This window comes from Cutibacterium avidum 44067, from assembly GCF_000367205.1.
Taxonomy (GTDB): Bacteria; Actinomycetota; Actinomycetes; order Propionibacteriales; family Propionibacteriaceae; genus Cutibacterium; species Cutibacterium avidum.
In genome coordinates this window covers 1,871,011-1,894,333 of record NC_021064.1, presented here as the reverse complement: position 1 = coordinate 1,894,333, position 23,323 = coordinate 1,871,011, and the positions used below count along the sequence as shown (strand labels likewise).

At 62.8% G+C, this 23,323-nt stretch carries 23 protein-coding genes and 1 pseudogene; 15 read left to right on the top strand and 9 right to left on the bottom strand.

Translation table 11 applies throughout. The features are described from left to right. Positions 1-6 precede the first annotated feature (6 nt). On the bottom strand, positions 7-1,437 hold the full coding sequence (gene cysS, locus PALO_RS08745; RefSeq protein WP_015583250.1) for a cysteine--tRNA ligase: 1,431 nt from the start codon (positions 1,435-1,437) through the stop codon (positions 7-9). 47 nt (positions 1,438-1,484) lie between these two features. Here cysS and PALO_RS08740 point away from each other — a divergent pair, with 47 nt between their 5' ends. Then, positions 1,485-1,733 (top strand): hypothetical protein, encoded by a 249-nt coding sequence (locus PALO_RS08740; RefSeq protein ID WP_004810633.1) that lies wholly within the window; start codon positions 1,485-1,487, stop codon positions 1,731-1,733. Between the two features lie 10 nt (positions 1,734-1,743). Here PALO_RS08740 and PALO_RS08735 read toward each other — a convergent pair whose 3' ends face one another. Both PALO_RS08735 and PALO_RS08730 read right to left on the bottom strand, forming a co-directional pair. Further along, positions 1,744-3,141 carry a DUF4032 domain-containing protein gene (locus PALO_RS08735; RefSeq protein ID WP_015583249.1) on the bottom strand — a complete coding sequence of 466 codons (1,398 nt, stop codon included), beginning with the start codon at positions 3,139-3,141 and terminating at the stop codon, positions 1,744-1,746. 76 nt (positions 3,142-3,217) lie between these two features. Continuing rightward, positions 3,218-4,387, bottom strand: a complete 1,170-nt coding sequence (locus PALO_RS08730) for a trans-sulfuration enzyme family protein (RefSeq protein ID WP_015583248.1) — start codon at positions 4,385-4,387, stop codon at positions 3,218-3,220. A 149-nt stretch (positions 4,388-4,536) separates the two neighbouring features. Between PALO_RS08730 and PALO_RS08725 the strand changes: the two genes are divergently transcribed. Genes PALO_RS08725 through PALO_RS08690 form a run of 8 tightly spaced genes read left to right on the top strand, consistent with a single transcriptional unit; the run spans position 4,537 to position 8,431 of the window. Next, positions 4,537-5,052: an Asp23/Gls24 family envelope stress response protein gene (locus PALO_RS08725; RefSeq protein ID WP_004810639.1), complete on the top strand. Its 516-nt coding sequence runs from the start codon at positions 4,537-4,539 to the stop codon at positions 5,050-5,052. Positions 5,053-5,063: 11 nt separating this feature from the next. Further along, the gene (locus PALO_RS08720; RefSeq protein ID WP_004810640.1) at positions 5,064-5,249 is read left to right on the top strand and encodes a DUF2273 domain-containing protein; all 186 of its coding nucleotides are present in this window, start codon (positions 5,064-5,066) and stop codon (positions 5,247-5,249) included. Next, the gene (locus PALO_RS08715; protein ID WP_015583247.1) at positions 5,249-5,662 is read left to right on the top strand and encodes an Asp23/Gls24 family envelope stress response protein; all 414 of its coding nucleotides are present in this window, start codon (positions 5,249-5,251) and stop codon (positions 5,660-5,662) included. Before PALO_RS08720 ends, PALO_RS08715 begins: the two co-directional genes overlap by 1 nt. Before the next feature lies 1 nt (position 5,663). Next, on the top strand, positions 5,664-6,218 hold the full coding sequence (locus PALO_RS08710) for a DUF6286 domain-containing protein (protein WP_015583246.1): 555 nt from the start codon (positions 5,664-5,666) through the stop codon (positions 6,216-6,218). Further along, the gene (gene amaP / locus PALO_RS08705; RefSeq protein ID WP_015583245.1) at positions 6,215-6,931 is read left to right on the top strand and encodes an alkaline shock response membrane anchor protein AmaP; all 717 of its coding nucleotides are present in this window, start codon (positions 6,215-6,217) and stop codon (positions 6,929-6,931) included. The genes PALO_RS08710 and amaP overlap by 4 nt, the downstream gene beginning before the upstream one ends. A gap of 60 nt (positions 6,932-6,991) precedes the next feature. After that, on the top strand, positions 6,992-7,567 hold the full coding sequence (locus PALO_RS08700; RefSeq protein WP_015583244.1) for an RNA polymerase sigma factor: 576 nt from the start codon (positions 6,992-6,994) through the stop codon (positions 7,565-7,567). Next, positions 7,558-8,082, top strand: a complete 525-nt coding sequence (locus PALO_RS08695) for an Asp23/Gls24 family envelope stress response protein (RefSeq protein WP_015583243.1) — start codon at positions 7,558-7,560, stop codon at positions 8,080-8,082. Before PALO_RS08700 ends, PALO_RS08695 begins: the two co-directional genes overlap by 10 nt. Continuing rightward, positions 8,075-8,431 carry a hypothetical protein gene (locus PALO_RS08690; RefSeq protein ID WP_015583242.1) on the top strand — a complete coding sequence of 119 codons (357 nt, stop codon included), beginning with the start codon at positions 8,075-8,077 and terminating at the stop codon, positions 8,429-8,431. Before PALO_RS08695 ends, PALO_RS08690 begins: the two co-directional genes overlap by 8 nt. Positions 8,432-8,525: 94 nt before the next feature. On the opposite strand, the gene PALO_RS08685 is transcribed toward PALO_RS08690, so the two are convergent. Both PALO_RS08685 and PALO_RS08680 read right to left on the bottom strand, forming a co-directional pair. Further along, positions 8,526-9,626 carry an ABC transporter ATP-binding protein gene (locus PALO_RS08685; RefSeq protein WP_004810655.1) on the bottom strand — a complete coding sequence of 367 codons (1,101 nt, stop codon included), beginning with the start codon at positions 9,624-9,626 and terminating at the stop codon, positions 8,526-8,528. A 944-nt stretch (positions 9,627-10,570) separates the two neighbouring features. Further along, positions 10,571-12,001, bottom strand: coding sequence for an L-serine ammonia-lyase (locus tag PALO_RS08680; RefSeq protein WP_004810661.1), 1,431 nt, complete (start codon positions 11,999-12,001; stop codon positions 10,571-10,573). A 213-nt stretch (positions 12,002-12,214) separates the two neighbouring features. On the opposite strand from PALO_RS08680, the gene PALO_RS08675 reads away from it, so the two are divergent. The 6 genes from PALO_RS08675 to PALO_RS08650 all read left to right on the top strand — a co-directional run bounded on the left by PALO_RS08675 (position 12,215) and on the right by PALO_RS08650 (position 20,096). Further along, on the top strand, positions 12,215-14,560 hold the full coding sequence (locus PALO_RS08675) for an ROK family protein (RefSeq protein WP_015583241.1): 2,346 nt from the start codon (positions 12,215-12,217) through the stop codon (positions 14,558-14,560). Between the two features lie 25 nt (positions 14,561-14,585). Continuing rightward, a complete protein-coding gene (locus tag PALO_RS08670; RefSeq protein WP_015583240.1) occupies positions 14,586-15,881 on the top strand; it encodes an ABC transporter substrate-binding protein in 1,296 nt (431 codons plus the stop codon). Continuing rightward, a complete protein-coding gene (locus PALO_RS08665) occupies positions 15,881-16,840 on the top strand; it encodes a carbohydrate ABC transporter permease (protein ID WP_015583239.1) in 960 nt (319 codons plus the stop codon). The genes PALO_RS08670 and PALO_RS08665 overlap by 1 nt, the downstream gene beginning before the upstream one ends. After that, a complete protein-coding gene (locus tag PALO_RS08660) occupies positions 16,833-17,726 on the top strand; it encodes a carbohydrate ABC transporter permease (protein WP_015583238.1) in 894 nt (297 codons plus the stop codon). Before PALO_RS08665 ends, PALO_RS08660 begins: the two co-directional genes overlap by 8 nt. A 106-nt stretch (positions 17,727-17,832) precedes the next feature. Continuing rightward, positions 17,833-18,870 (top strand): L-threonine 3-dehydrogenase, encoded by a 1,038-nt coding sequence (gene tdh / locus PALO_RS08655; protein WP_015583237.1) that lies wholly within the window; start codon positions 17,833-17,835, stop codon positions 18,868-18,870. Between the two features lie 35 nt (positions 18,871-18,905). Next, positions 18,906-20,096 carry a glycine C-acetyltransferase gene (locus tag PALO_RS08650; RefSeq protein ID WP_036902253.1) on the top strand — a complete coding sequence of 397 codons (1,191 nt, stop codon included), beginning with the start codon at positions 18,906-18,908 and terminating at the stop codon, positions 20,094-20,096. Positions 20,097-20,119: 23 nt separating this feature from the next. Here PALO_RS08650 and PALO_RS08645 read toward each other — a convergent pair. From PALO_RS08645 to PALO_RS08630, 4 genes and pseudogenes are all read right to left on the bottom strand, one after another. Continuing rightward, a pseudogene (locus tag PALO_RS08645) lies at positions 20,120-21,035 on the bottom strand (ABC transporter substrate-binding protein). A 22-nt stretch (positions 21,036-21,057) separates the two neighbouring features. Next, the gene (locus PALO_RS08640; RefSeq protein WP_015583235.1) at positions 21,058-21,753 is read right to left on the bottom strand and encodes an ABC transporter permease; all 696 of its coding nucleotides are present in this window, start codon (positions 21,751-21,753) and stop codon (positions 21,058-21,060) included. Continuing rightward, positions 21,750-22,403: an ABC transporter permease gene (locus tag PALO_RS08635; RefSeq protein WP_015583234.1), complete on the bottom strand. Its 654-nt coding sequence runs from the start codon at positions 22,401-22,403 to the stop codon at positions 21,750-21,752. Before PALO_RS08635 ends, PALO_RS08640 begins: the two co-directional genes overlap by 4 nt. Beyond that, a complete protein-coding gene (locus PALO_RS08630) occupies positions 22,400-23,224 on the bottom strand; it encodes an ABC transporter ATP-binding protein (RefSeq protein WP_015583233.1) in 825 nt (274 codons plus the stop codon). Before PALO_RS08630 ends, PALO_RS08635 begins: the two co-directional genes overlap by 4 nt. Between the last annotated feature and the right edge of the window lie 99 nt (positions 23,225-23,323).

The window sequence follows — 23,323 nt, the reverse complement described above, 5'->3', positions numbered from 1 at the left end:
TCCTCGTCAGCTCAGCGACCAGTGGGCGCCGGTGGGGGTGTCCTCGATCGTCAGTCCGAGGTTGGTCAAGGTGTCACGAATCGCGTCGGCAGTCGCCCAGTCCTTGCGGGAACGGGCCTCGGCACGCTGATCAAGCATGGCTTGGACCAAGCCGTCGACGACTGGTTCGAGACGGGCCTCGTTTCCGGCGGTATCCGCCCATTCCGGGGCCTGCGGATCGAGCCCGAAGACCGTGAGCATGGCACGTACCCGAGCCATGTGCTCGCGGGTGGCGTCGACATCGCGAGCCGAGACGGACTTGTTGCCCTCGGTGATCTCGCTGAAGAGGGCCGCAACCGCTTGCGGGGTTCCCAGGTCATCGTCCATCGCTGTGACGAAGGCCTCCGGCAGATCCTTCGACGGCGCGGCCTCCTCGCCGACGAGGTCGCGGGCGCGATCCAGGAAGGAATCAATGCGCTCGATGGCCTTGGTGGCCTCGTCGAGGGATCCCTTGGTGTCCTCGTCGGACGGGCTGAACTCGATCATGGAGCGGTAGTGGGGGGCGAGCAGGAAGTACCTGACGGCTCGTGGGCTGTAGGTCTTGGTGACCTCGGTCACCTGGGCGGTATTGCCCAGGGACTTGCTCATCTTCTCCCCGGACATCGTCACCCAGGCGTTGTGCATCCAGTAATGGGCAAACGCACGTCCGGTCGCCGCCGACTGCGCCAACTCGTTCTCGTGGTGGGGGAATCGCAGGTCGATGCCGCCGCCATGGATGTCGAAGGCATCACCCAGGTACTTCCCGGACATGGCCGAGCACTCCAGGTGCCAACCGGGGCGACCACGTCCCCAGGGGGAGGCCCAGGATGCCGTCTCCGGTTCATCATCCTTGTGCCCCTTCCACAGCGCGAAGTCGCGTGGGTCACGCTTGCCACGCGGGTCGGAGTCCTCGGCCGGGGCCATCTCGTCGACGCGCATCCCGGACAGCTCCCCGTACCGCGGCCAGGACCGGACGTCGAAGTAGACGTCACCGGAGCCGTCCGGGGCGGGGTAGGCGTGGCCCTTCTCGATGAGGTTTCTGATGAGCTCGATCATCTCCGGGATGTGGCCGGTGGCGCGCGGCTCGTAGGACGGCGGACGACATCCCAGAGCCTTGTAGGCCGCGTGCAGCTCGTTCTCGTAGTGGTAGGCGTGGGCCCACCAGGGCACGCCGGCAGCAGCGGACTTGGCGAGGATCTTGTCGTCAATATCGGTGACGTTGGCGACGACTGTCACCTGGTAGCCAGAACACTCCAGCCAGCGCCGCAGGACGTCGAAGACGACCTCCTTGCGGATGTGGCCCAGGTGCGGACTGGACTGCACCGTCATGCCACAGTGGTAGATCGACACCTGACCCTCGTGCAGGGGTTCGAAGGTCTCGATGCCATGGGTAGCGGTGTTGTAGAGCTTGAACGTCACGCCTCAAGGCTACCGGGGGACCCCGACATATCGCCTACCATGGCCGCATGGCCGAGATTCGCAAGCACAAGCCGTCGTCCAGCCCCATCTCCCGGGCCCTGGAGGCCGCGATGGGTGAATCCATCAAGCCGGTCGTCCCCGGATCGCGTCCTGACAAGGACGCTGAAGAGCCCAGGACCCGGCCTGAGGCCGGCCCTTCGGTGGCAGCAGCTCCCACGCAGTGGGGATCGTTCAGCAGCGGATCTTCCAAGGGTGGGTCGTTCACGGTGCCGATACCGCCGAAGTCCTCGGAGTGACGAGGTTTTCCTAGCCCTTCCCGCGGGCGCGCAAGGCGTCGATGTCGAGACGAGAGGCCGATTCCACGTCTACGGATTCGGCATTGGCCTCCCACGGGTCGTAGGGGGCGTCATCCTCCTCGTCCTCGACATATCCCAGGGACGGGTCGTACACATTGATCAGCTCGTGACCGCTGCGTGGTTGCGATCCGTCGACGGAGACAACCGATTCCGCACTTATGGCCTCGTCAGGAAGCTGGGCCAGGATGTCGCGAACATATCCCTGGGCCGCCTCGATGTGCGGAACCTCGCGCTGCTGGCGCTGGGACTCGTACCAGCGGTAGTCGAGCACCTCGTGGTAGAACTGCGCGAGCTCGCGCTTGCGGGACAGTTCCGGGGGAATCTGCTGGACGACGGGCTCGAAGCGCTCGGTGAGCCAGCGATGGGCAGCCACCGCCTCGTCAACTCCCTGCAGGCCATTGCGGGCCCGGAAGGTGTCGAGGTCGTTGAGGAGACGTCGCGCCTGGAACTCCTCGGTGTCCAGACCAGTCAGACGCAGCAGACGGCGCTGGTGGTGCCCGGCGTCGACGACCTTGGGCTGGATGCGCAGCCGCTGACCGTCCGACGAGGTCTGGATGTCCAACTCGGCGACGTCGAAACCCAGGGCATTGAGACGACGCACCCGCGACTCCACCTGGGAGTAGTCACCGCCGGCGTACTCCTCGGCAGCGGTGAGCTCGTTCCACAGCTCGTGGTACCGGTCCTCGATCGTCGTCACCAGGCCCAGCGGATCGAGGGCGGCGTCGAGCATGTCACCCTCCTCCAGGTCGAGGAACTCGCCGTAAAGGTTGGTGCGGGCGATCTGCAGATCGTGTTCCCGCTGTCCGGTGGTGAGGCAGTCATGGAGCTCGCCGGTCTCGGCGTCGACCAGATAGGCCGCGAAGGCCTCGGCGTCGCGTCGGAACAGTACGTTCGACAGCGAGATGTCTCCCCAGAGGAATCCCACCAGGTGCAGCCGTACCAACAGGACGACGAGGGCGTCGAGCAGCCGCATGACGGTCCCCTGACGCACACCGGAATGGAACAGGGACCGGTACGGCAGTGAGAACCGCAGGTGGCGGGTGAGGATGATCGGTTCGAGTGGTTCCCCATCGGTGGAGTAACGGTCGGTGATGACTCCGATGGGCTCGACGGACGGGGTGTCCAGACGCATGAGGTCGTGCAGCAGCCGGTACTCGTGGATCGCCAGGTGCTCGACGACCTCCTTTGCGGCATAGACGTCGTCGCCAACGGTGATGAATCGCACCACGTGGCGGGAGATGCCTCGGGGTAGCGCGACCAGGAGCTCCTGCGGCCACTGTGCCAGCGGTGTGCTCCACGGCAACGGAAGCAGGCGGGAGTCGGGCTTCGCGCTGAGGAAACGGGTCACGGGGGACAGTCTGCCACCCCAATGACCTGTTCATGGGCGTGGGTCCTAGTCAGCAGGTCATTGAGTACTCGAGGACTCAGACGGCAGCGGCTCGGTCGAGAGCTTCGTTCAGGCAGGTGGCGAGGTCATCGACGGGGTCGATTCCTGGACTCATCCGGATCATGGAGTCATTGACCCCAGCGGCGTCCCGGGCCTCCTGGCTCATGGCCGCATGGGTCATCGTCGCAGGATGGCAGACCAGGGATTCCACACCTCCCAGGGACTCGGCGAGGATGAATCCTTCCACTCCGGTCATGAATGCCTCGACAGCGGGTAGTCCGCCGGCCAGCTCAAAGCTGAGCAGGGATCCGAAGTCCTTCTGCTGACGGGCGGCCAGGTCGTGACCGGGGTGATCGGGCAGCCCAGGCCAGTGCACCGCCGCGACGGCAGCGTGGGAGGAAAGGATTTCGACCATCCGGGCAGCGTTGGTGCAGTGGGCCTTCATCCTCACCCTGAGGGTGCGGAGGCCACGCAGCGTCAGCCAGGATTCCAGCGGAGATGCCGTCACCCCCAGCATGTTGGCGTGGAAGGCCATCAGGTCGACGTCCTCCGGGACAGCGGCGACGACGGAGCCGCCGATGACATCGGAGTGGCCGTTGAGGAACTTGGTGTCGGAAGCGATGACGAGGTCTGCCCCGAGATTCAGCGGCTGCTGCAGGATTGGCGAGCAGAAGGTGTTGTCGACGGCCACGACAGTGCGCTCGCCCTCCGAGGAATGAGCCAGCTCAGCCGCGGCAGCGATGTCGGTGATGCGCAGCAGTGGGTTGGACGGGGTCTCCACCAGGAGTAGGTCGGTGGGGGATTCCAGGGCGGTGCGCAGGGCGTCAAGGTCGGTCTCGTCGACCCAGTCGACCGTCAGACGTCCGGCAGTGGCCCAGGTGTCGAGGATGCGCCAGGTACCGCCGTAACAATCGTGCGGCGCGATGACGTGGCCGCCAACCGGCACGAAGGCCTGCAGCACCACCATGATGGCCGACATTCCCGACGAGGTGACGACCGCCCCCGTGCCAGCCTCGAGGGTCGTGAGGGCGTCGGCAAGCAGGGCTCGGGTGGGGTTGCCTCCGCGGCCGTAGTCGAAGGTTGGGCGCTCCCCGAAGGTGTCGTAGAAGTAGTTCGAGGAGAGGAAGGCGGGAGGGGTGACGCTGGAGTGGGCGTGATCCGAACACAGCCCGGTCGTCAATCCCTGCATGGTGGTGGACGTCGGCATGGTCCCTCCTGTCATCGGGTGGTTTCGAGGGTAGCCGAGGACGCACAGGATATTTTTTTCGCCCAATTCTCGGATTCGGCGTGACGATTCGGCTCGCCGAACATCTGAACATGTGAAAGTCGCCACAGATCGAATGGAGATGAGCCGACATGGCTGACAACAAGACTGCTTCCGTCAAGACTGACGAGACCAAGACCGAGAATCTGCCGGACACCACCAAGGAGGCCGTGGCCCCGTCGCCGCTGCACACCGACCACGGCTCGACCCTTATTGCCGAGCAGGTCGTCCAGAAGATCGCCGGTATTGCGTGCCGTGAGGTTCCTGGCGTTCACGCCATGGGCTCCACCGGACGTCGCATGCTGAGCTCCATCACTGACCGCATCCCGGGCTCCACCACCAACGTCTCCAATGGCGTTCAGGTTGAGAAGGGTGAGCGTCAGTGCGCCATCGATCTCTCCGTCGTCATCGATTACGGCTACTCGGTCGTCGAGGTCGCCAACAAGCTCCGCGAGACCATCATTGACGCTGTCGAGTACGGCACCGGCCTCGAGGTCGTCGAGGTCAACGTCCAGGTCACCGATGTGTACATCCAGGGCGACGATGAGGACGACGAGGACCAGCAGACCCAGGTTGTCCCTCAGCATAAGAACACCGAGCTCTCCTGAAAGGTCGCAGTATGAATGCATCGCGCATCGGAGCACTCGTCGGTCTGCTGCTGGGCGTCATCGCGGTCTGCGTTGGCGTGTGGCAGGCCATCGTCGTGCTGGTACTGGGCCTGCTCGGCCTGATCGTGGGGCGGATCATTGACGGTCAGCTCGACGTGCACGACATCTTCGGCAAGCCAAGTCAGCGGAACCGTTGATGTCTGTCGGCACCACCCGCGTACGTTCGGTGCCGTCGCTGGCGGTCCACAACCGTGAGAAGGCCGGCCGTGGAACCTTGACGGTGTCCACGGCGGTTGTCGAGAAGGTGGCTGCCCGCGTGGCGGCCCAGAGCGAGGGTTTTGGGGCTCCCACCTCGTCGTTGTTCGGATCGGGGTCGCGTGCCGACTTCGACCGAGGCCCGAAGGTGAGTGCGGTTCTCACCGGTCGTACTGCTGATCTCGAGGTGGAGGTTGCCATCAGCTATCCCGCCCCCATCCAGGCTCAGTGCGACGACCTGAGAGCCCGTTTGACCGAACAGGTTCCGAAACTGTCCGGGGTTGAGATCGGCACCATCGACATTCTGGTGAGCCGAGTTGTCAACAAGGCATCGACGACGAAGGAGCTGAACTGAGATGAGTCATCAATACATGTCTCCGCCACTCGTTCGTCGTCCCTCCCGGACGACCCCGGTGGTGATCCTCGGTGTCCTGCTGGTGGCAGCCGGAGTGGTGGCCATCATCGCTGCCGTTCACCGTCTCCAGCACGGATCCTTGCCACAGTGGTTGGGCTGGGGCCGTGGTCACATGACCACCGCCTCATGGCTCAACGACACCGCGCTGACGGTTGCCATCGTCATCGGCGTCATCGCCCTGCTGCTGGTGATCTGGGCTTTCAAGCCGGGACGCACTTCTGGTGTCTTCCTCAAGCCGGCTGAAGGTGCCCCGGACGACCGCGAGATCGTCATGGACAACTCCGACCTGGCGGGCTGGCTTTCTCGTTGGCTTGACGAGGAGGACGGTGTCGCATCTTCGTCGGTGAGGCGTCGCGGCAATGCGCTCAAGATCGACGTCGAGACCGACGTCAATGATCCTGAGGTGATGCGGGAACAGCTCACCAGGAGGATTGCTGATCGCGTCGACTCGCTTGGCCTGGAACAGTCCCTGAACGTGAAAGTGAGGTTGCGATGAGGGGCCGCGCAAACAGAACACGACTTGCCGTCGTCGGGATCATCTTGTTGCTGGTGGTCGCGTGGTTCATGCTGGTGCGGTTCGACGTCGCCTCGTCGTGGGGATGGTGGCAACCTGTACCCGACGCGCCCATTGCCGACGTGCCGAAGGCATGGCGCACGGATTACGCCTCCTGGGCCCTGCTCATCGTGGGCGTCCTGGCTGCCGTGATTGGGCTGATCTGGCTGCTTCGGCAGTTCTCGTCGAGTAATCGCGCTCACAGCTACAGCATCAGCCACGAGACGAACCATGGATCCACGGTTCTGTCCACCGATGCTCTGGGACGAGCCATCGAGGAGCAGATCGAGGAATTCCCCGGGGTCAGCAGTGCCAATGTCAGGTTCTTCGGAGCCCATGTTGCTCCCGAGATGATGGTTCAGATTGACCTTGACGACCGCGCTGACGTGCGAAAGCTCGTCAATTGGCTGGAGTCCGAGGTGGCTCGCGACGTCGAGACCGCTCTGGATGCCAAGCTGATCCGTTTCGGAACGAAGTTGCGGACGGGGGCACACGTCACCGGAACGGGTGTGAGTCACGTCGGCGTGACCGAAGTGTCCAATGTCGACGAGTCCGGAGACAACCTCCCCGCCAATCCGATGCCCAAGCCCACCTTCCTCAACGAGAAGCCCGAACGGGCCAAGCCGCGGACACGTGACGGAAAGGTGCTCGCCTGAGCTGCGCGCTAGCGGTCGAGGACTCAGTAGTTGTCCTCGACCGCTGCTAGCGTCGAATCCATGGTCAGCGGAGTCGAAGGTGACGGCGGCGACGAGATCGTTTTTGCGGACATAAGTGCTGCTCAGGGCGGAGATGCTGCGGCATACGCTCGCGTTGTTGAGTCATGGGGCGGACCGCTCCTGAGGTTCTGTCACAACCACCTGCCGGCCACGATTGACGCGGAGGACGTCGTCCAGGACGTTCTGCTGACTGCCTGGCAGAAGCTGCCCGATCTCGACGATAGGTCCCGGTTCAGGGCGTGGATGTACACCATTGCTCGGAATCGTTGCCGGGAAGTCATCCGGACCGCCGGGCGACGCGCAACCGACCCGGTGGCACCGGAAGAAGTTCCGGTGAGGATCGACACCCTTCAGGACCCAGCAAGGGCACACACCAGGGATGCCGCGATGAAGGCGTTGAGGACGAGTGTTGACCGGCTGCCGGACAACCAGAGGCGTATCTGGGCCATGGCCCAGATCGACGGTCTCGGATACGCCGAGATTGCTGAAATTGAAGGATTACCAGTGTCCACTGTCCGTGGCCGTTTGGCCCGGGCGAGGGCCACCATTGCGGAGGAGATGGAACCATGGAGGTGAATCTCGCGTGTGGCGCGGACATGAACCACGTCTGGGACAACGCGACACAACCTCCTACCGAGCACGAGGCCGAGTGCCCAGCCTGCCAGGCGGTGCGCACCGTGGCCGTTCGTGCCGGTCAACTGCGTGACGACACGGTTGCCGAGGACGCCAAGACCAAGGTCGTCGTCGATCCACCGAAGTTGTCGTCGGTGTGGAGGTCCTACAGCGCTGATCTCTCGCCGCGTCATTGCATCGTCAGTGACGACGGTGGCGACATTGAGGTCAGGGAGACCGTGCTGACCACCATCGTGCGCGAGACCCTGGCTGAATGCGAAGATGACAGGTTGAGCCGAGTCCGTTTCTCGGTGCCCCATGCCCCGTTGAGACTGCGCATTGACCTGTCGGTTGCCCAAGGTGTTCGGATCCCGGAATGCGCCGACCATGTGCGTCAGCAGGTGGCGTCGGAAATGTATCTTCAGCTGGGCGGACGCCCGGAAGCCATTGACATCATTGTGGAGGACATCCATGTCTGAGCCCGAAAACGACGTTGTCGTCTCCGGAACTGTCCTGACGGGCGACGAAACCAGTGATGATCTGGAAGGGGTCATCGTCACCACTGTTCTCAACACCCCCGGCGTGACTCGACTCGTCCGGCCGTGGTGGCGTCGGGTCGGCACATCCGACGATCGCTGCGCAATCCGAGTGAGTGAGGAGGATGGGCATACCGACGTGGGAATTGAGGTCACTGTCGATCTGACGGTGCCTATCGTGCGGCTCACCCAAGATCTTCGTCGCCGGATTGCCATGGCCATTACCCAGTCCGGACGCGTCCCGGGGAAGGTGGATGTCGTCGTCTCCAAAGTCGAGCGCATGGAGGAGTGACGTCGAGCTGGAACCGCGCCGGAACTGGATCCACAGAAAACGACGAGGCCCCCGGAAGAACCGGGGGCCTCATAGCGTTCGTGGGAACCGAGGATCAGGAAATGCGCTCGGTGGTCTCCTGACTGAAGACGTGGACGGCGGCTGGGTCGACACCCAGGCGCACCTGCTCGCCGCGCTGCGGAGGACGACGCGACGAGATACGAGCGACGACCTGGTGGGCCTCTCCGTCCTCGATCGAGGCCTCCTTGCCGGAGCCGACGAGGGATCCGTAGAGGTAGGCGTCAGCGCCGAGCTCCTCGACGACGGCAACGTCGAGTCCGACGCCCTCGCTGGCGAGGGTGAAGGCCTCTGGACGGATGCCGAGGGTGAGCTTGGTCTCGTTCGGGGCCTTGGCCAGGACCTCGCGGGAAACCGGAACGACGTAGTCACCGAGCTTGACGCCACCATCGACGACATCGCCCTCCATGAGGTTCATGGCGGGGGAGCCGATGAAGCCGGCGACGAAGAGGTTCTTCGGGGTGTCGTAGAGGGCCAGCGGGGAGTCGACCTGCTGCAGGATGCCGTCCTTCATGACGGCAACGCGGTCGCCCATCGTCATGGCCTCGACCTGGTCGTGGGTCACGTAGACGGTGGTGACACCGAGGCGCTGCTGCAGGGCAGCGATCTGGGTACGGGTCTGGACACGGAGCTTGGCGTCGAGGTTCGACAGCGGCTCGTCCATGAGGAAGACCTGAGGGTTACGAACGATGGCGCGACCCATGGCGACACGCTGACGCTGGCCACCGGAGAGAGCCTTCGGCTTGCGGTTGAGGAAGTCCTCGAGACCGAGGAGCTTGGCAGCCTCGAGAACGCGCTGCTGACGCTCAGCCTTCGGCACGTTCTGCATCTTGAGGGCGAAGCCCATGTTGTCGGCCACGGTCATGTGGGGGTACAGGGCGTAGTTCTGGAAGACCATGGCGATGTCACGGTCCTTCGGGGGCAGATCGGTGACGTCGCGGTCTCCGATCCAGATGGAACCGGCGTTGACCTCTTCGAGGCCGGCCAGCATTCGCAGGGAGGTGGACTTACCACAGCCAGACGGTCCGACGAGGACCATGAACTCACCATCGCCGATCTCCAGGTTGAGCTTGCTGACGGCTGCGCGATCGGTGCCCGGGTAAACCCGAGTCGCCTCCTTGTACTGCACGGTTGCCATAACCGTTAATCCTTTCCACGGGCAGGTACGTGCCCGACGATCCGTTGTGGAAAACCGACGACCAAGGGTGCCGCCGGGATCCCCGCGAGTATTGCGAGGATCTGGTGTCGATCATAAGGGACATTGCCCGCGATGGTGGCAAGAGGCTGGCTGAAAGGAGTGTTTTGCCTTGTCGGCTGGTGCACCTTGTGGCTGAGCCGTGAGCCGCCCTTCGTGTGGGTGTGGCCCACGGACCGGTGGGCGTCATCGCACCGGCCTACAAGCTGGGGTTCAGGGCTGCTCCCACAGCGGACCCCTGCACTTGAGCCCTGCAATGATCGTGGCGTCGTACCACCAGCACATCACTGCCAAGAGGATGACTTCGACAATCAAGATGATCATTATTTTCTTTGACATTTCACAGCCTCACTGGAGCCGTTGTCCAAGCATGAGCCAATTCCATTAACTTGGCCCCAGAGGGACAACGCAAACAATACCATGACGACCGTTCCCAGAACCCATGCGAGAATGGTCCAGTTCTTTTCATTCTTCATCCGAGCACCAACTTGGCTTTATCAATGGTTATGTTTCTGTTGGTTGTATCAACGACATAGGGAAAGCCATTTTTCATGGCGTCAATTAATTGAGTGCTCGCGGGCTGTGTCATCTCACTCGGGGGCGGGGATGCGTTGGTCTTTGGTGCTAGTGCAGCACTGATAATCAACACCCCCGCTACGGCCGCAACTGTTGTCTTTCGCCTGCTGGGCATCGTGTCCTTCCTCTCCAGCAGGGCGCGACATCAGGTTGAGTCGGAAGATCGTCCTTGCTCAATCTGGTCGCTGGGTGATGCCATCACGCTACTGCGGGCCCCAGCTATTGATACGGTGCATCGCGTTTTCTTAGGAGGTTTTCATTTCTCTTGGACAATTTTAGGGATGCACGCCAAGAATCGATGTGCGCAGTCGTCAGCACTCGACGATGTTCACCGCGAGGCCACCTCGCGCCGTCTCCTTGTATTTCACCTTCATGTCGCGCCCGGTCTCCATCATGGTTTTCATGACCTGATCCAAGCTGACGATCTGGGAGCCGTCCCCTGCCATGGCCAGACGGGCAGCCGTCACGGCCTTAATGGCACCCAGGGCATTGCGCTCGATACACGGAATCTGAACCAGACCACCGACGGGATCACAGGTGAGACCAAGGTGGTGCTCGAGACCGATCTCGGCCGCGTTGCAGACCTGGGCAGGTGTCCCGCCCATGACCTGGGCCAGACCGGCTGCGGCCATCGAACATGCCACGCCGACCTCGCCCTGGCAGCCGACCTCAGCCCCAGAGATGGACGCTGACTGCTGGTAGATCTCGCCGACGGCGCCGGCGGCCAGCAGGAAGTCGACGATGAGGTCGTCGTCGCCGGTGCTGACTCCGGGAGTACCCGAGTCGATGTCGGAGCCAGGGGAGAGGAACTTCACCGCGAAGTGCAGGCAGGACGGGACGATGCCGGCCGCACCGTTGGTGGGGGCGGTGACGATACGTCCACCTGCTGCGTTCTCCTCATTGACCGCCAGGGCCCACACCGTCAGCCAGTCGACCGATCCGAAGGGTTCTGGCTTGCCTGGGGTGATGCGCTCCCGGGTAGCGAGATCGCGGTGCATCTTCATGGCACGGCGACGCACGTGCAGTCCACCTGGGAGAACGCCGGAGCGGGAACAACCACGCTCGACGCACGCGTGCATGACGGCCCAGATGTCCAGGAGTTCGCCGCGCACGTGTTCCTCGTCGCGGACGGTCATCTCATTGGCCATGGTGACCTCGGGGATGCTCATCCGGTAATCAGAGCACTGTTCCAGCAGTTCCTTGCCGGTCTTGAAGGGGTAGGGGACCGGAGCCGAGTCGCGGACGATGGCGGGGTGCTCGTCCTCACCGTGTTCGACGACGAAGCCACCGCCGATGGAGTAGAAGGTGCGCTCGGCGACGACCTCCTGGCCCGACCAGGCCGTGAACGTCATGCCGTTAGGGTGGAAGGGCAAGGAACGGTTGCGATGCAGGATGAGGTCTGTCGTGACGTCGAAGGAAATCTCCCGACCACCATGGACGGCATCGAGGGTGATGCGTCCGCTGTTGGCGATGGTGGCGGCTCGAGCTGGGGTCTGGTCGGTGTCGACGGTGGCGGGATCCTCTCCCTCCAGGCCCAACAGGACGGCGGCTTCGGAGCCATGTCCGTGTCCGGTCGCCCCCAGTGAGCCGAAGAGTTCGGCGCGCACCCGGGTGACGTCGGGCCACGCCGGTGATTGAGCCAGATCAGTCACGAAGATCTGTGCGGCTCGCATGGGGCCGACGGTATGGGAACTGGATGGGCCGATGCCTACCTTGAAGATGTCGAAAACACTGACTGCCACGGCATCGATTTTGCCAAAGATCGAGGCGCAATGTCAGTGAAGCGCAATGACGGCGTGGCACTGGGTTGTCCGCCGCTGAAGGGGGCCACCGCAAGACATCGTGATGACGAGTTCCGACAAACCCCTTGACCAACTCGCCGCGGTGGTCCAGTCTCTTTCCAACAAGTATTGAAACCGTGTTTTGAAATATGCCTTTACAAGGATCGTGAGGGCATGGCCCGCGGTGACCTCGGTCGCGGAGAAGGAGTGGTGACGGTGGCGGAGCATGATCGACGCAGTGAGAGAGCCGACGACATCCTGCTCGAACTGCGTGCCGGAGAGGCCATGAGCGCGGCCGATCTCGTCGAGAGCACCGGGTTGTCACGTCCGACCGTCATCTCAATCCTCAATGACCTCGAGTCGTCCGGATGGGTGGTCCGTGGCACCTCCGATGGTGGCGGTCTGGGGCGCCCTGCCTCGGTGTGGTCGTTGGGTGAGGACGTCGGAATCGTCATCGGGGCCGACATCCTCGTCGACTCGATGCTCCTGGTGGCGGCCACTTTCGGCGGGACGATCCTCGACGCCCGTAGTTCTCGGCTCGACCAGCACCGACCCGAAGCCCGTCTCGACACCGTCGTGAGCGCGATCGAATCATTGCGAGATGCGTGCGGGGACAAGGGGCCGTTGCTGCACCTGGCGGTCTCGACAACGGGCGTCATCGACGGCGATGGTCGCATAGTGCGAAGCGACCTCGTGCCGCAGTGGACCGGGTTGGACTTGGGCCGAACGCTCTCCCGGCGCCTTGACGTCCCTGCCACCGTCGACAACGACATCAACATGGCTGCTTATGGCGAGTTCTGCCAGCGTCGTCAGCACGGCCGCCTCGACACCGATGCCGACATGCTCCTGGTACGGATGACCCGCGGACTGCACACCGGGCTGATCCTCGACGGACAACTGCATCGCGGACGCACCTGGAACGCCGGTGAGATCAGCGACGTGCTCGATCTTCGCCTGGACGGCGACGAGATGCCCGACGACGACTGGATCGATCGAGCAGCCCTGACGACCGGTTCGGTCGCAGCCGTCATCGACCCGGACGTCATCGTCATGTCTGGACCCACGAATGCGTCGGTCACGGTGATTCGCCGCATCATCGCTCGGCTCATGGCTCGGCGTCCTCTCGACTCGGAGGCGATGGCCGCCGAGGTCGAGGAATTGGGCCAGGCTGCATCGGTCGTCGGGGCCCTCAACACCGCACTGGAACTGGTGACGAGGAAGGCCCTCGGTACCGGACACCCGCATCCCGTGGCCCTGCGTGGCATGGCCAAGGTCGTTTCCGAAGTCGAGAAAGGACAGCACAGCGTCATGACGACAACCCATCGAGAAGGACACACTGGCGATCGCATGAGGGTGGGCGTCGTCGGCGTCGGCGCGCGCTCGCGCCTGGTCCTCAACGCCGAGCTGGAGGGCAACGATGGCCTCGTGACCGCTGTCTGCGAGCCCCATCACCTGGCCCGCGAGCGGGTGGCCGACCGGCTCGGGAAGGACCCCGACTCCATCACGATCACCTCTGAGGTTGCCGGGCTCATCGCATCGGGAATCGACGTCGCCTTCGTCACCTCCCCTGACGACACCCACGCCGAGGTCACCTGTCAGCTGTTGGAGGCCGGGATCCCGGTGTACCTGGAGAAGCCCCTGGCCATCACGATGGATTCGGCGACCAAGGTTCTCACCACCGCCTACGAGACCGGGACGAGGCTCTACGTCGGTCACAACATGCGCCACATGAACGTCGTGCGGTCGATGCGCGACCTCATCCGCTCTGGCCGGATCGGCGAGGTCAAGGCCATCTGGTGTCGTCACTTCGTCGGGTCGGGCGGTGACTTCTACTTCAAGGACTGGCATGCCACTCGCGAGCATGGCACGGGTCTGCTGCTGCAGAAGGCTGCCCACGACATCGACGTCATGCACTGGTTCGCCGATTCCCACACCACTGACGTCGTTGGGATGGGCGGGCTCACCCTCTACGACCGGATCACTGATCGTCGCGACAATTCTGACCAGCTTATGGGCGACTGGTACTCCCTCGACAACTGGCCTCCGCTGACCCAGAAGGGACTCAACCCGGTCATCGACGTCGAGGACATCTCGATGATGCTCATGCGGATGGAGTCCGGCGTCTTCGCGTCCTACCAGCAGTGCCACTACACCCCGGACTACTGGCGCAACTACACCGTCATCGGCACGGAGGGGCGCATCGAGAACTTCGGTGACGGTGAGGGAGGTGTCATTCGACTGTGGAACAAGCGAACCCACTACAACGCCGACGGTGATGAGACCGTCCCGATCATCGGGGACGCCAATGGACACGGTGACGCCGACGTGTTGACCGTCACCGAGTTCCTCAACTTCGTGAGGAACGGAACCCGTACGGATACCTCGCCGTTGGGCGCCTGGTATGCGGTCGCAGCGGGGATCGAGGCCACTGAGTCGTTGCGTCAAGGGTCGACGCCGCGCCAGGTGCCGACGCTGGACGAGGAGATCGTCCAATACTTCAACAACAACCAGGTCAAGTGATCACAACGAGACAGAGAGGTCAATCATGGATCGCAGAGGTTTCATCATGGGAGGGGCGGCCCTCGCCACCCTGACCATCGCCGGATGCTCGTCGTTGAGCAAGAACGACAAGACGGACGTCTCGCCAAGCGTCGACTCGAACACGTCCGCTGAGCTGACCCTGGCCTACTGGGACAAGAACCAGACGAAGACGATCGAGGAGAACCTCAAGTCCTTCGCCAAAAAGTACCCGAACATCAAGGTCAAGACGAACCTGGCCGGGTTCAAGGATTACTGGAACAAGCTGCGCACCCAGGCCCAGGGCAACGAGCTTCCCGACGTGTTCTGGATGAACGGTCCCAACATCCAGCTGTACGCCGCCAACGGTATGCTCGCCCCGATCGACAAGATCACGGATGCCGGCGTGAAGTGGTCGGACTACCCGAAAGCCCTTGTCGACCTCTACACCTACGAGGGCAAGCATTACGGAGTGCCGAAGGACTTCGACACCATTGGCGTCTTCTACAACAAGAAGATCTTCAAGGAGGCCGGAGTCGACTTCCCGACCGCTGACTGGACCTGGGACGACTTCCACAACAAGGCCAAGAAGATCTCCGACTGGGGCAAACCCAGGGGCATCTACGGATGTGCGACCACCATCAACGGCGACGGACAGGGCACTTATTACAACACGATCGCCCAGGCCGGTGGTTACGTCATCAAGGACAACAAATCCGGATTCGACGATTCCAAGAGCATCGAAGGGCTGCAGTGCTGGGCCGACTGGGTCAAGGATGGATCGGTCGCTTCCCCGAAGGTCGTCACTGACACCAAGCCGTCCCAGATGTTCAAGAGCGGCAAGTCCGCCATGTTCTGGACCGGTGACTGGACGGCCTCCGAGCTAGCCGAGGAGTTCAAGGGCAAGGAGGACGACTACGACGTCATCGACCTGCCCAAGAAGGAAAAGAAAGGCACCATCATCCACGGTCTCGGATGGGTTGCCTCCGCCAAGAGCGAGAACAAGGCAGCAGCCCTAGCCCTCATTGCTCACATGTCAGGCAAAGGGAGCCAGGAGGTCGAGGCGAAGAACGGCACCGCCATCCCGGCCTTTAACGGAACTCAGGACGCGTGGATCAAGAGCTACCCGAAGTGGAACTGCAAGATGTTCGTCGCCGCCGCGACGAGCTACGCCGTGACCTACCCGGTTAGCCGTAACACCGACGCCTGGGTCAACCGTGAGGCTGATTTCCTCAACCCGGCCTTTGCCGGCGAGACCCCGGTGCCTCAGGCTGCCAAGAAGCTGGCAGCCTTCATGAACAACGCTCTGAGCAAGGAGAAGTGATGCTACGGCCCGGTGTGCGAGGCAGTCAGGCGGCTGCCTCGCCCTCCGGGTCGGGATCCCACCGGCCCGGACGACCAAATCCGACGAGCGTCGGAGCATGGCCCATCCTCTTCATCGGTCCACTCATGCTCGGCATCGCGGTGTTCTACTACTGGCCCATCGTCAAGAACATCGTCGCCTCGTTGCAGCAGACCAATGCGTTCGGAGGAAATCCCGAGTTCGTCGGACTGCAGAACTACAACGACCTGTTCTCGAGTCCTGATCTGGGCTCGGCGATGCTCAACACTTTGCTGTATACGCTCATCGTCCTGCTGGGGATCGCACTGTCGGTCATCATCGCGTCGATGATTGAACTGCCAGGCCTGAAGTTCAAGGGGTTGTATCGAGCACTGTACTTCATGCCTTATCTGGCCATGCCGATGGCTGTCGCCCAGGTCTGGAAGATCGTGTACAACGGCCAGTTCGGTCTCCTCAACCAGATACTCCGTGGACTTGGTGCAAGCAATCCTCCCTATTGGCTCGTCACCCCGGGATGGGCGCTGTTCGCGGTTGCCCTGTTCGGGCTGTGGGCATCCATTGGTTTCAACGTCATCATCTTGTCGGCAGGTCTGAAATCGATTCCTCGAGAGTTGTACGAGGCCGCATCCATTGACGGTGCCTCGAGATGGCGCCAGTTCTGGTCGATCACGGTTCCGCTGTTGTCACCGTCGATCTTCTTCCTGGTGATCATGACGACGATCAGCGGATTCCAGCTCTTCGATGCCTTATACGCCATGATCGGTACCGGCAATCCGGCTGAGCCCAGAACGAGGTCCTTGGTGTCCCTGTTCTACCGGGAGGCCTTTGTCAACAACGACCAAGGGGTAGGCGCTGCGATCGCCATTGTCATCTTCCTCTTGGTCGCCATCGTCACCTTCATTCAGTTCCTGGGTCAGAAGAAGTGGGTCAACTATGTCTGAGATCACGCAGGCTGGCGAGGGCTTGAGTGAGCAGGAGATCGACCAGCTCGTCAAGAAGGGCGACCGAAACTCCCAGAAAGGCCTGGTTGGCGTCCACATATTACTGATCATTGGCGGCATCTTCATGGTGTTCCCGTCCGTCTACCAGGTGCTCATGTCCTTGTCGACGAACGCTGAGATTCAGGCCGTTCCGCCCAAGTTCATCCCGGACGAGTGGCAGTTCAAGAACTATGCCGACGTTTTCACGAGGTTGCCATTCCTCAAGCAGTTCGGTGTCTCGGTGACGATCACCGTCCTGCGAACCGTCGCGCAGTTGATCCTGTGCGCCATGGGTGGATACGCCTTCGCCCGGATGAAATTCGGAGGCAAGTCCATCCTTTTCGGGTTCGTGCTGGCCATCCTCATGGTGCCCGGACAGTCCTATCTCATTGGCCAGTACCAGATCATTCGTGACCTTGGCCTGCTGGAGACCCCGTGGGGCATCGTGTTGCCAGGTTTCTTCTCGGCCTTCGGCGTCTTCCTGATGCGGCAGTCGTTCATGAGCCTGCCCGTCGAGTTGGAGGAAGCAGCCCGCCTTGACGGGTGCAATCCGTGGCAGACCTTCTGGCGAGTCATGGTTCCCGTCGTCAAGCCAGGCTTGTTTGCCGTCATGATCACGACTGTGTTGTGGTCCTGGAATGACCTGCTGTGGCCACTCATCGTAACCACGCGGGAGGAATCCATGCCGTTGAGCGTAGGTATAGCCACCTTGGCCGGACAGCACTCCAGCGAGTTCGCTCTCATGATGGCCGCCTCCGTGATGGCCATGGCACCGATCTTCCTGCTGTTCTTCTCGATGCAGAAGAGGGTCATCGAAGGGCTGGCCAGCTCGGGTTTGAAGGGCTGAGCCCCGGAGTTCACCACCCGACGTGCAGCACTGTTCGGGTAGTGGCACAGTTGTGTCGTCACAAAGATGTGGTTGAGGGGGTCATGCCCCGGAAAGGTGAGGGGCCATGAAGGCCTTGGCGAAGACCCGGCCGGAACCGGGGCTTGAACTCATTGACATTCCCGACCCGACCCCGGGCCCGAACGATGTCGTCGTCAAGGTGCTGCGCAGTGGGATCTGCGGCACCGACGTCCACATCGACACGTGGGACGGATGGGCTTCCAAGACGGTGCACACCCCGCTGGTCCTCGGACACGAGTTCTGCGGTGAGATCGTCGAGCTCGGTTCCGAGGTCAATGATCTGGAGGTCGGCCAGCTCGTCTCTGGTGAGGGCCACTACGTCTGCGGCCGCTGCCGGGCCTGCCTGGCCGGTAAGCGACACCTGTGCCACAATACCCAAGGTATCGGATACGCGGTTGACGGGGCCTACTGCCAGTACTTCGTCATGCCGGCCAGCAACATCTGGGTCCACCACATCCCGAACCTCGACCCCGATGTCGCGGCAATCTTCGACCCCTTCGGCAATGCCGTTCACACGGCGCTGCAGTTCCCCTGCCTGGCCGAGGACGTCCTCGTGTCGGGAGCCGGACCCATCGGGATCATGGCGGCCCTCGTCGCCCAGTTCCAGGGGGCGCGCAACGTCGTCGTCACCGACCTGTCCGACGAGAGGCTCGAACTGGCCCAGAGGCTCGGCCTGGACAACACCGTCAATGTCTCCCGGGAGGGTCTGGAGACGGTGTGGAACCGCTTTGACATGAAGGAGGGCTTCGACATCGGTCTGGAAATGTCCGGGTCGGGTGCCGCCCTGACCTCCATGATCGACAACATGACCCATGGCGGTCGTATCGCCCTGCTGGGAACCCCGAGCAAGGCCATCACCCTCGACATGTCCAAGATCATCTTCAACATGATCACGATCCAGGGAGTCACCGGCCGTCAGATCTTCGAGACCTGGTACACCATGGCCTCCCTCATCCGCTCCGGTCTGGACATCTCCGGGGTCATCACCGACAGGTTCCCCATCACGGAATTCCGTGAGGCATTCGACGTCGCCGGCTCGGGCCATGGCGGCAAGGTCGTCATGAACTGGGAATGCCTCGACTGATCGACGAAGGAAGGACAATCACCATGTACGGATCCATGAAGGACGAACTCAGCGCCAAGATCGCAGCCCTCAAGGAGGAAGGGCTGTACAAGGCCGAGGCCCCGTTGACCAGCCCCCAGTCAGGCGAGATCACCGTCGACGACGGACGCGAGGTCATCAACCTGTGCGCCAATAACTACCTCGGTCTGGCTGACTCACCGGTGCTCGTCGACGCCGCCAAGAAGGCCCTCGACGAGTGGGGCTTCGGCATGGCCTCGGTGCGATTCATCTGCGGCACCCAGACCCTGCACCAGAAGCTGGAGCGGGCCATCACCGAGTTCCTGCACCCCGATGACCCCGACAACTGGGACACCATCCTGTACTCGTCCTGCTTCGACGCCAACGGTGGTCTCTTCGAGGTGCTGTTGGGGCCCGACGACGCCATCATCTCCGACGAGCTCAACCATGCCTCGATCATCGACGGCGTCCGGCTGTGCAAGGCACAGCGTTTCCGCTACCACAACCAGGACATGGCCGACCTGGAGACCCAGCTCAAGGACGCCCAGGCCAAGGGCTGCAAGCACATCATGGTCGCCACCGATGGCGTCTTCTCCATGGACGGTTTCGTCGCACCGCTGCCGCAGATCTGTGATCTTGCCGAAAGGTACGGTGCGATGGTCATGGTCGACGACTCCCATGCCGTCGGATTCGTGGGCAAGACTGGTGCCGGCACGCCCGAGCGCTGGGGAGTGCGTGACCGTGTCGACGTCCTGACCGGCACCCTCGGCAAGGCCCTGGGCGGAGCCTCTGGCGGCTACACCTGCTCCCACCGCGAAGTCGTCGAGATACTGCGTCAGAACTCACGCCCCTATCTGTTCTCGAACTCGCTCGCCCCGTCCATCGCCGGTGCCGCCCTGGCGACCCTAGAACTGCTCAAGTCGAGCTCGGACCTGCTGGATCGTCTGCGCGACAACACCGCGTACTTCCGTGCCGAGATGACCACACGCGGATTCGACATCCCGGAGTCGGATCATCCGATCTGCCCCGTCATGATCGGCGACGCCGTCAAGGCCGCGAAGATGGCCGACGCCATGCTCGCCAAGGGCATCTACGTGCGCGCCTTCAGCTACCCAGTGGTGCCCCGAGGCAAGGCCCGCATCCGTACCCAGATGTCTGCCGGACTGACCCGTGAACAGCTCGACAGGGCCATCAAGGCCTTCGAGGAGGCTCGCGAGGAGATCGGCTGAGATTTCTGGTGAGGGGCTGGTGATCAGGCCAGCCCCTTCCTTCCCAACCAATCCTTGGCAATGGTTGACGCCGAAGCCTTCTCGTCCCCCTGGGCTCGTTGGTTCATGGCGATGAGTTCGTCGGTGGTCGGGGCCCTCGAGACCTTGGCCAGTTGGTCGCGAGCCTTGTCGTCAACCTTTGTGTTCATCAGCGGGACGACGTTCTGAGGCACGACGAGGTGCTTGGGATCCTCCAGGACGACGAGGTTCTGCTCCTTGATCGCGGGGAGTCGTCGTGTAGAGATCTACGAGGTCGACCGTCCCTGACGTCAACGCCTTGACGGTGAGCGGACCGGAGGAGTCCGACAGCGCGGTGAACTTGATCCTGGATGCCGGGACCCCGTACACCTTCGTCAATCCCCTGGGCCCGTAGGGACGTTCCTTGAGCTCAGGATTTCCGCCCACCTTGACGGCGTCCAGCTTGGCCAGATCTGCCAGGGAAGTGACCTTGTGGGCCTTGGAGAACTCGGAGGTGACGCACCAGGAGTCGGCGTCCTGGGCTGCTGACGGTTCCCCCACGGACATGCCCGACGGCACTGCCTTGCGCAGAGCGTCCATGACCGACTTCTCGTCAGAGGCCGTCGAGGATCCCTGGAAGAACTGCAGCAGGTTCCCGGAATATTCCGGGACGAGGTCGATCGAGCCGTCCTTGAGGGCTTTGACGTAGACATCGCGGGCGCCGATCTGCATCCGACGCTTGACGCTGACGCCAGCCTTTTCGAGAGCCTGGGCGTAGACCTCGGCGATGATCTCGGACTCGGTGAAATTCGCCGATCCGACGGTCACACCTGTGCCACCGGAGCCGGAGTCGTTCGAGTCGAGGGGATCATGGGAGGAACACGCCGCCAGGCCGGTCAGCAATGCGGCTCCGAGCAGTGTTCGGCGAGTCGTCGTGGTCATTCTTGCTCCATTCGATGGGTGATCACTGTGGGGCGAGGGCTAGGGCGTGTCGCGCACCCGGACCGGTGAGTAGGCGCGTTGTCAGGGCGAGTAGGCCATCGATGGCGAGGGCCAACACGATGATGACGATGGACCCGGCGAGCATCTGCGGGTAATCGGAGACTGCCAGACCATCAAGGATGAAACGTCCCAGGCCACCCATGCCCAGGTAGGAGCAGATGGTCGTCGTCGCGATGACCTGCAGGGTGGCTGACCTCAACCCTCCCAGCAGCAGGGGAGCAGCCAGCGGCAGCTCGACGCGGCGTAAGACCTGCATCCCCGTCATGCCGCAGGCTCGAGCTCCGTCAGTCACCTCGTCGTCGACGGCTTCAATCCCGGAGTAGCTGCCGGCCAGCAGTGGCGGGATCGCCAGGATCGCCAGCACGATGGTGGCCGGGACGACGGGATGCTCGATTCCCGTCGTCGTTGAGATGGCCAGCAAGGTGAGCAGCCCGAGGGACGGCAGTGCGCGTAGAGCCCCCGAACAGGCCACTGCGACGGTCCTTCCACGGCCGGTGTGGCCAATCGCCAGACCAGCGGGGATCGCAATGACCGAGGCGAGGAGGATGGCCAACAGGGTGGACCAGAGATGCTCGCCGATGCGGACCCCGATGGCTCCGGGACCACTCCAGTGCGATGAGGTCGCCAACCAGGTGAAAGCAGATGCAATCTGGGTCATGCCGACTCCCCCTTGCGACGCTGCCAGGGCGTGAGGAGACGGCCGACCGCGACGATGACGAGGTCGAAGATGATTGCCAGGACCAAGGTCCCGATGATCCCGACCCAGATCTCGGTCGGGAAGGAACGCTGATAACCGTCCGTGAAGAAGTAGCCCAGGGAGGGGACGCCAATGAGGGCACCGACGCTGACCAAGGACAACGTGGATGCCGAGACCACCCGCATTCCCGCAGTGATGGCGGGGACTGCCAGCGGCAGGGCCACCCGCCAGAACACCTGGGGATTGGAGTAACCCATGGCGACGGCGTCACGACGTACCGATCGCCCCACCGAGTCGAAGGCATCGGTGGCCGTCCTCACCAACAGGGCGATGCCGTAGAGGGTGAGGGCGGCGATGACATTGATCGGATCGAGGATTTTCGTGCCGAGGATGAGCGGCAACAGGACGAACAGTGGCAAGGAGGGAAGGGCGTACAGGATGGAGGCGCCGGGTACCAGGAGGCGGCGTGCGGTCCGAGAACGGTGCGCCCACCACCCCAGCGGGACTGACAGCACGAGGCTCACGACCACCGGAATGATGCCGAGCACGGCATGGTGGCTCGTCAATTGCCAGATTTGGTCCCGGTTCTCGTCGATCCACCGGGTGTTCACGAGTTCTCCTCGGGAGTTCCGGTGAGACGACCGACGAGTCGGCCACCGGCGTCGACGACGGTGACCGACTCGTCGCGCCGTTCGACGTGGAGACTGCGACGATCTCCGCCGATGAAAGAGGAGACGAAGTCGTCGACGGGGTGGAGCAGGATCTCGTCGGGGCGGCCCCGCTGGGCGACTTGGGCACCGCGTCTCAGCACGAGGACCTCGTCGCCGAGCAGGAAGGCCTCGTCGACGTCATGGGTGACGAATACGATCGTCTTGGCGAGATCCTTCTGGATACGTAGAAGACCCTGCTGCAACTCGGCACGCACCACCGGATCGACGGCGCCGAAGGGTTCGTCCATGAGGAGGATGTCGGGGTTGGCGGCAAGTGCCCGGGCCACTCCGACCCGCTGGCGCTGACCGCCGGACAGCTGGGTGGGGTAGCGCCGGGCCAACGAGGAGTCCAGGCCGACCCTTTCCAACAGATCCATGGCTCGGGAGCGGGCAGCGCTCCGGGAAGCACCGGAGAGAAGCGGCACTGTGGCGATGTTGTCGACCACGGTTCGGTGGGGGAGCAACCCACCCGATTGCATGACGTATCCGATCTGACGACGCAGCTTGACCGGATCAACCGTGGCGACGTCGGTGTCGTCGATGAGTACTCGGCCCTCGGACGGATCGACCATTCGGTTGACCATCCTCAGCAGGGTGGTCTTTCCGCATCCGGATGACCCCAGCAAGACGACCAGGTGGTGGGATTCCACCTCCAGGTCAAAATTCTCGACGGCGACAGTGCCCTCGTCGAAACGCTTGCTGACGTGGTCGAAACGGATCATGCGGTCCTTCCCCGCCCGGCCGGTTCGCGTGTGCTGTGGGTGACGCCGGTTGAGAGGTCACGCTACCGTCCGTACGAGGTCAGGAGAAGTGCGTTCCCC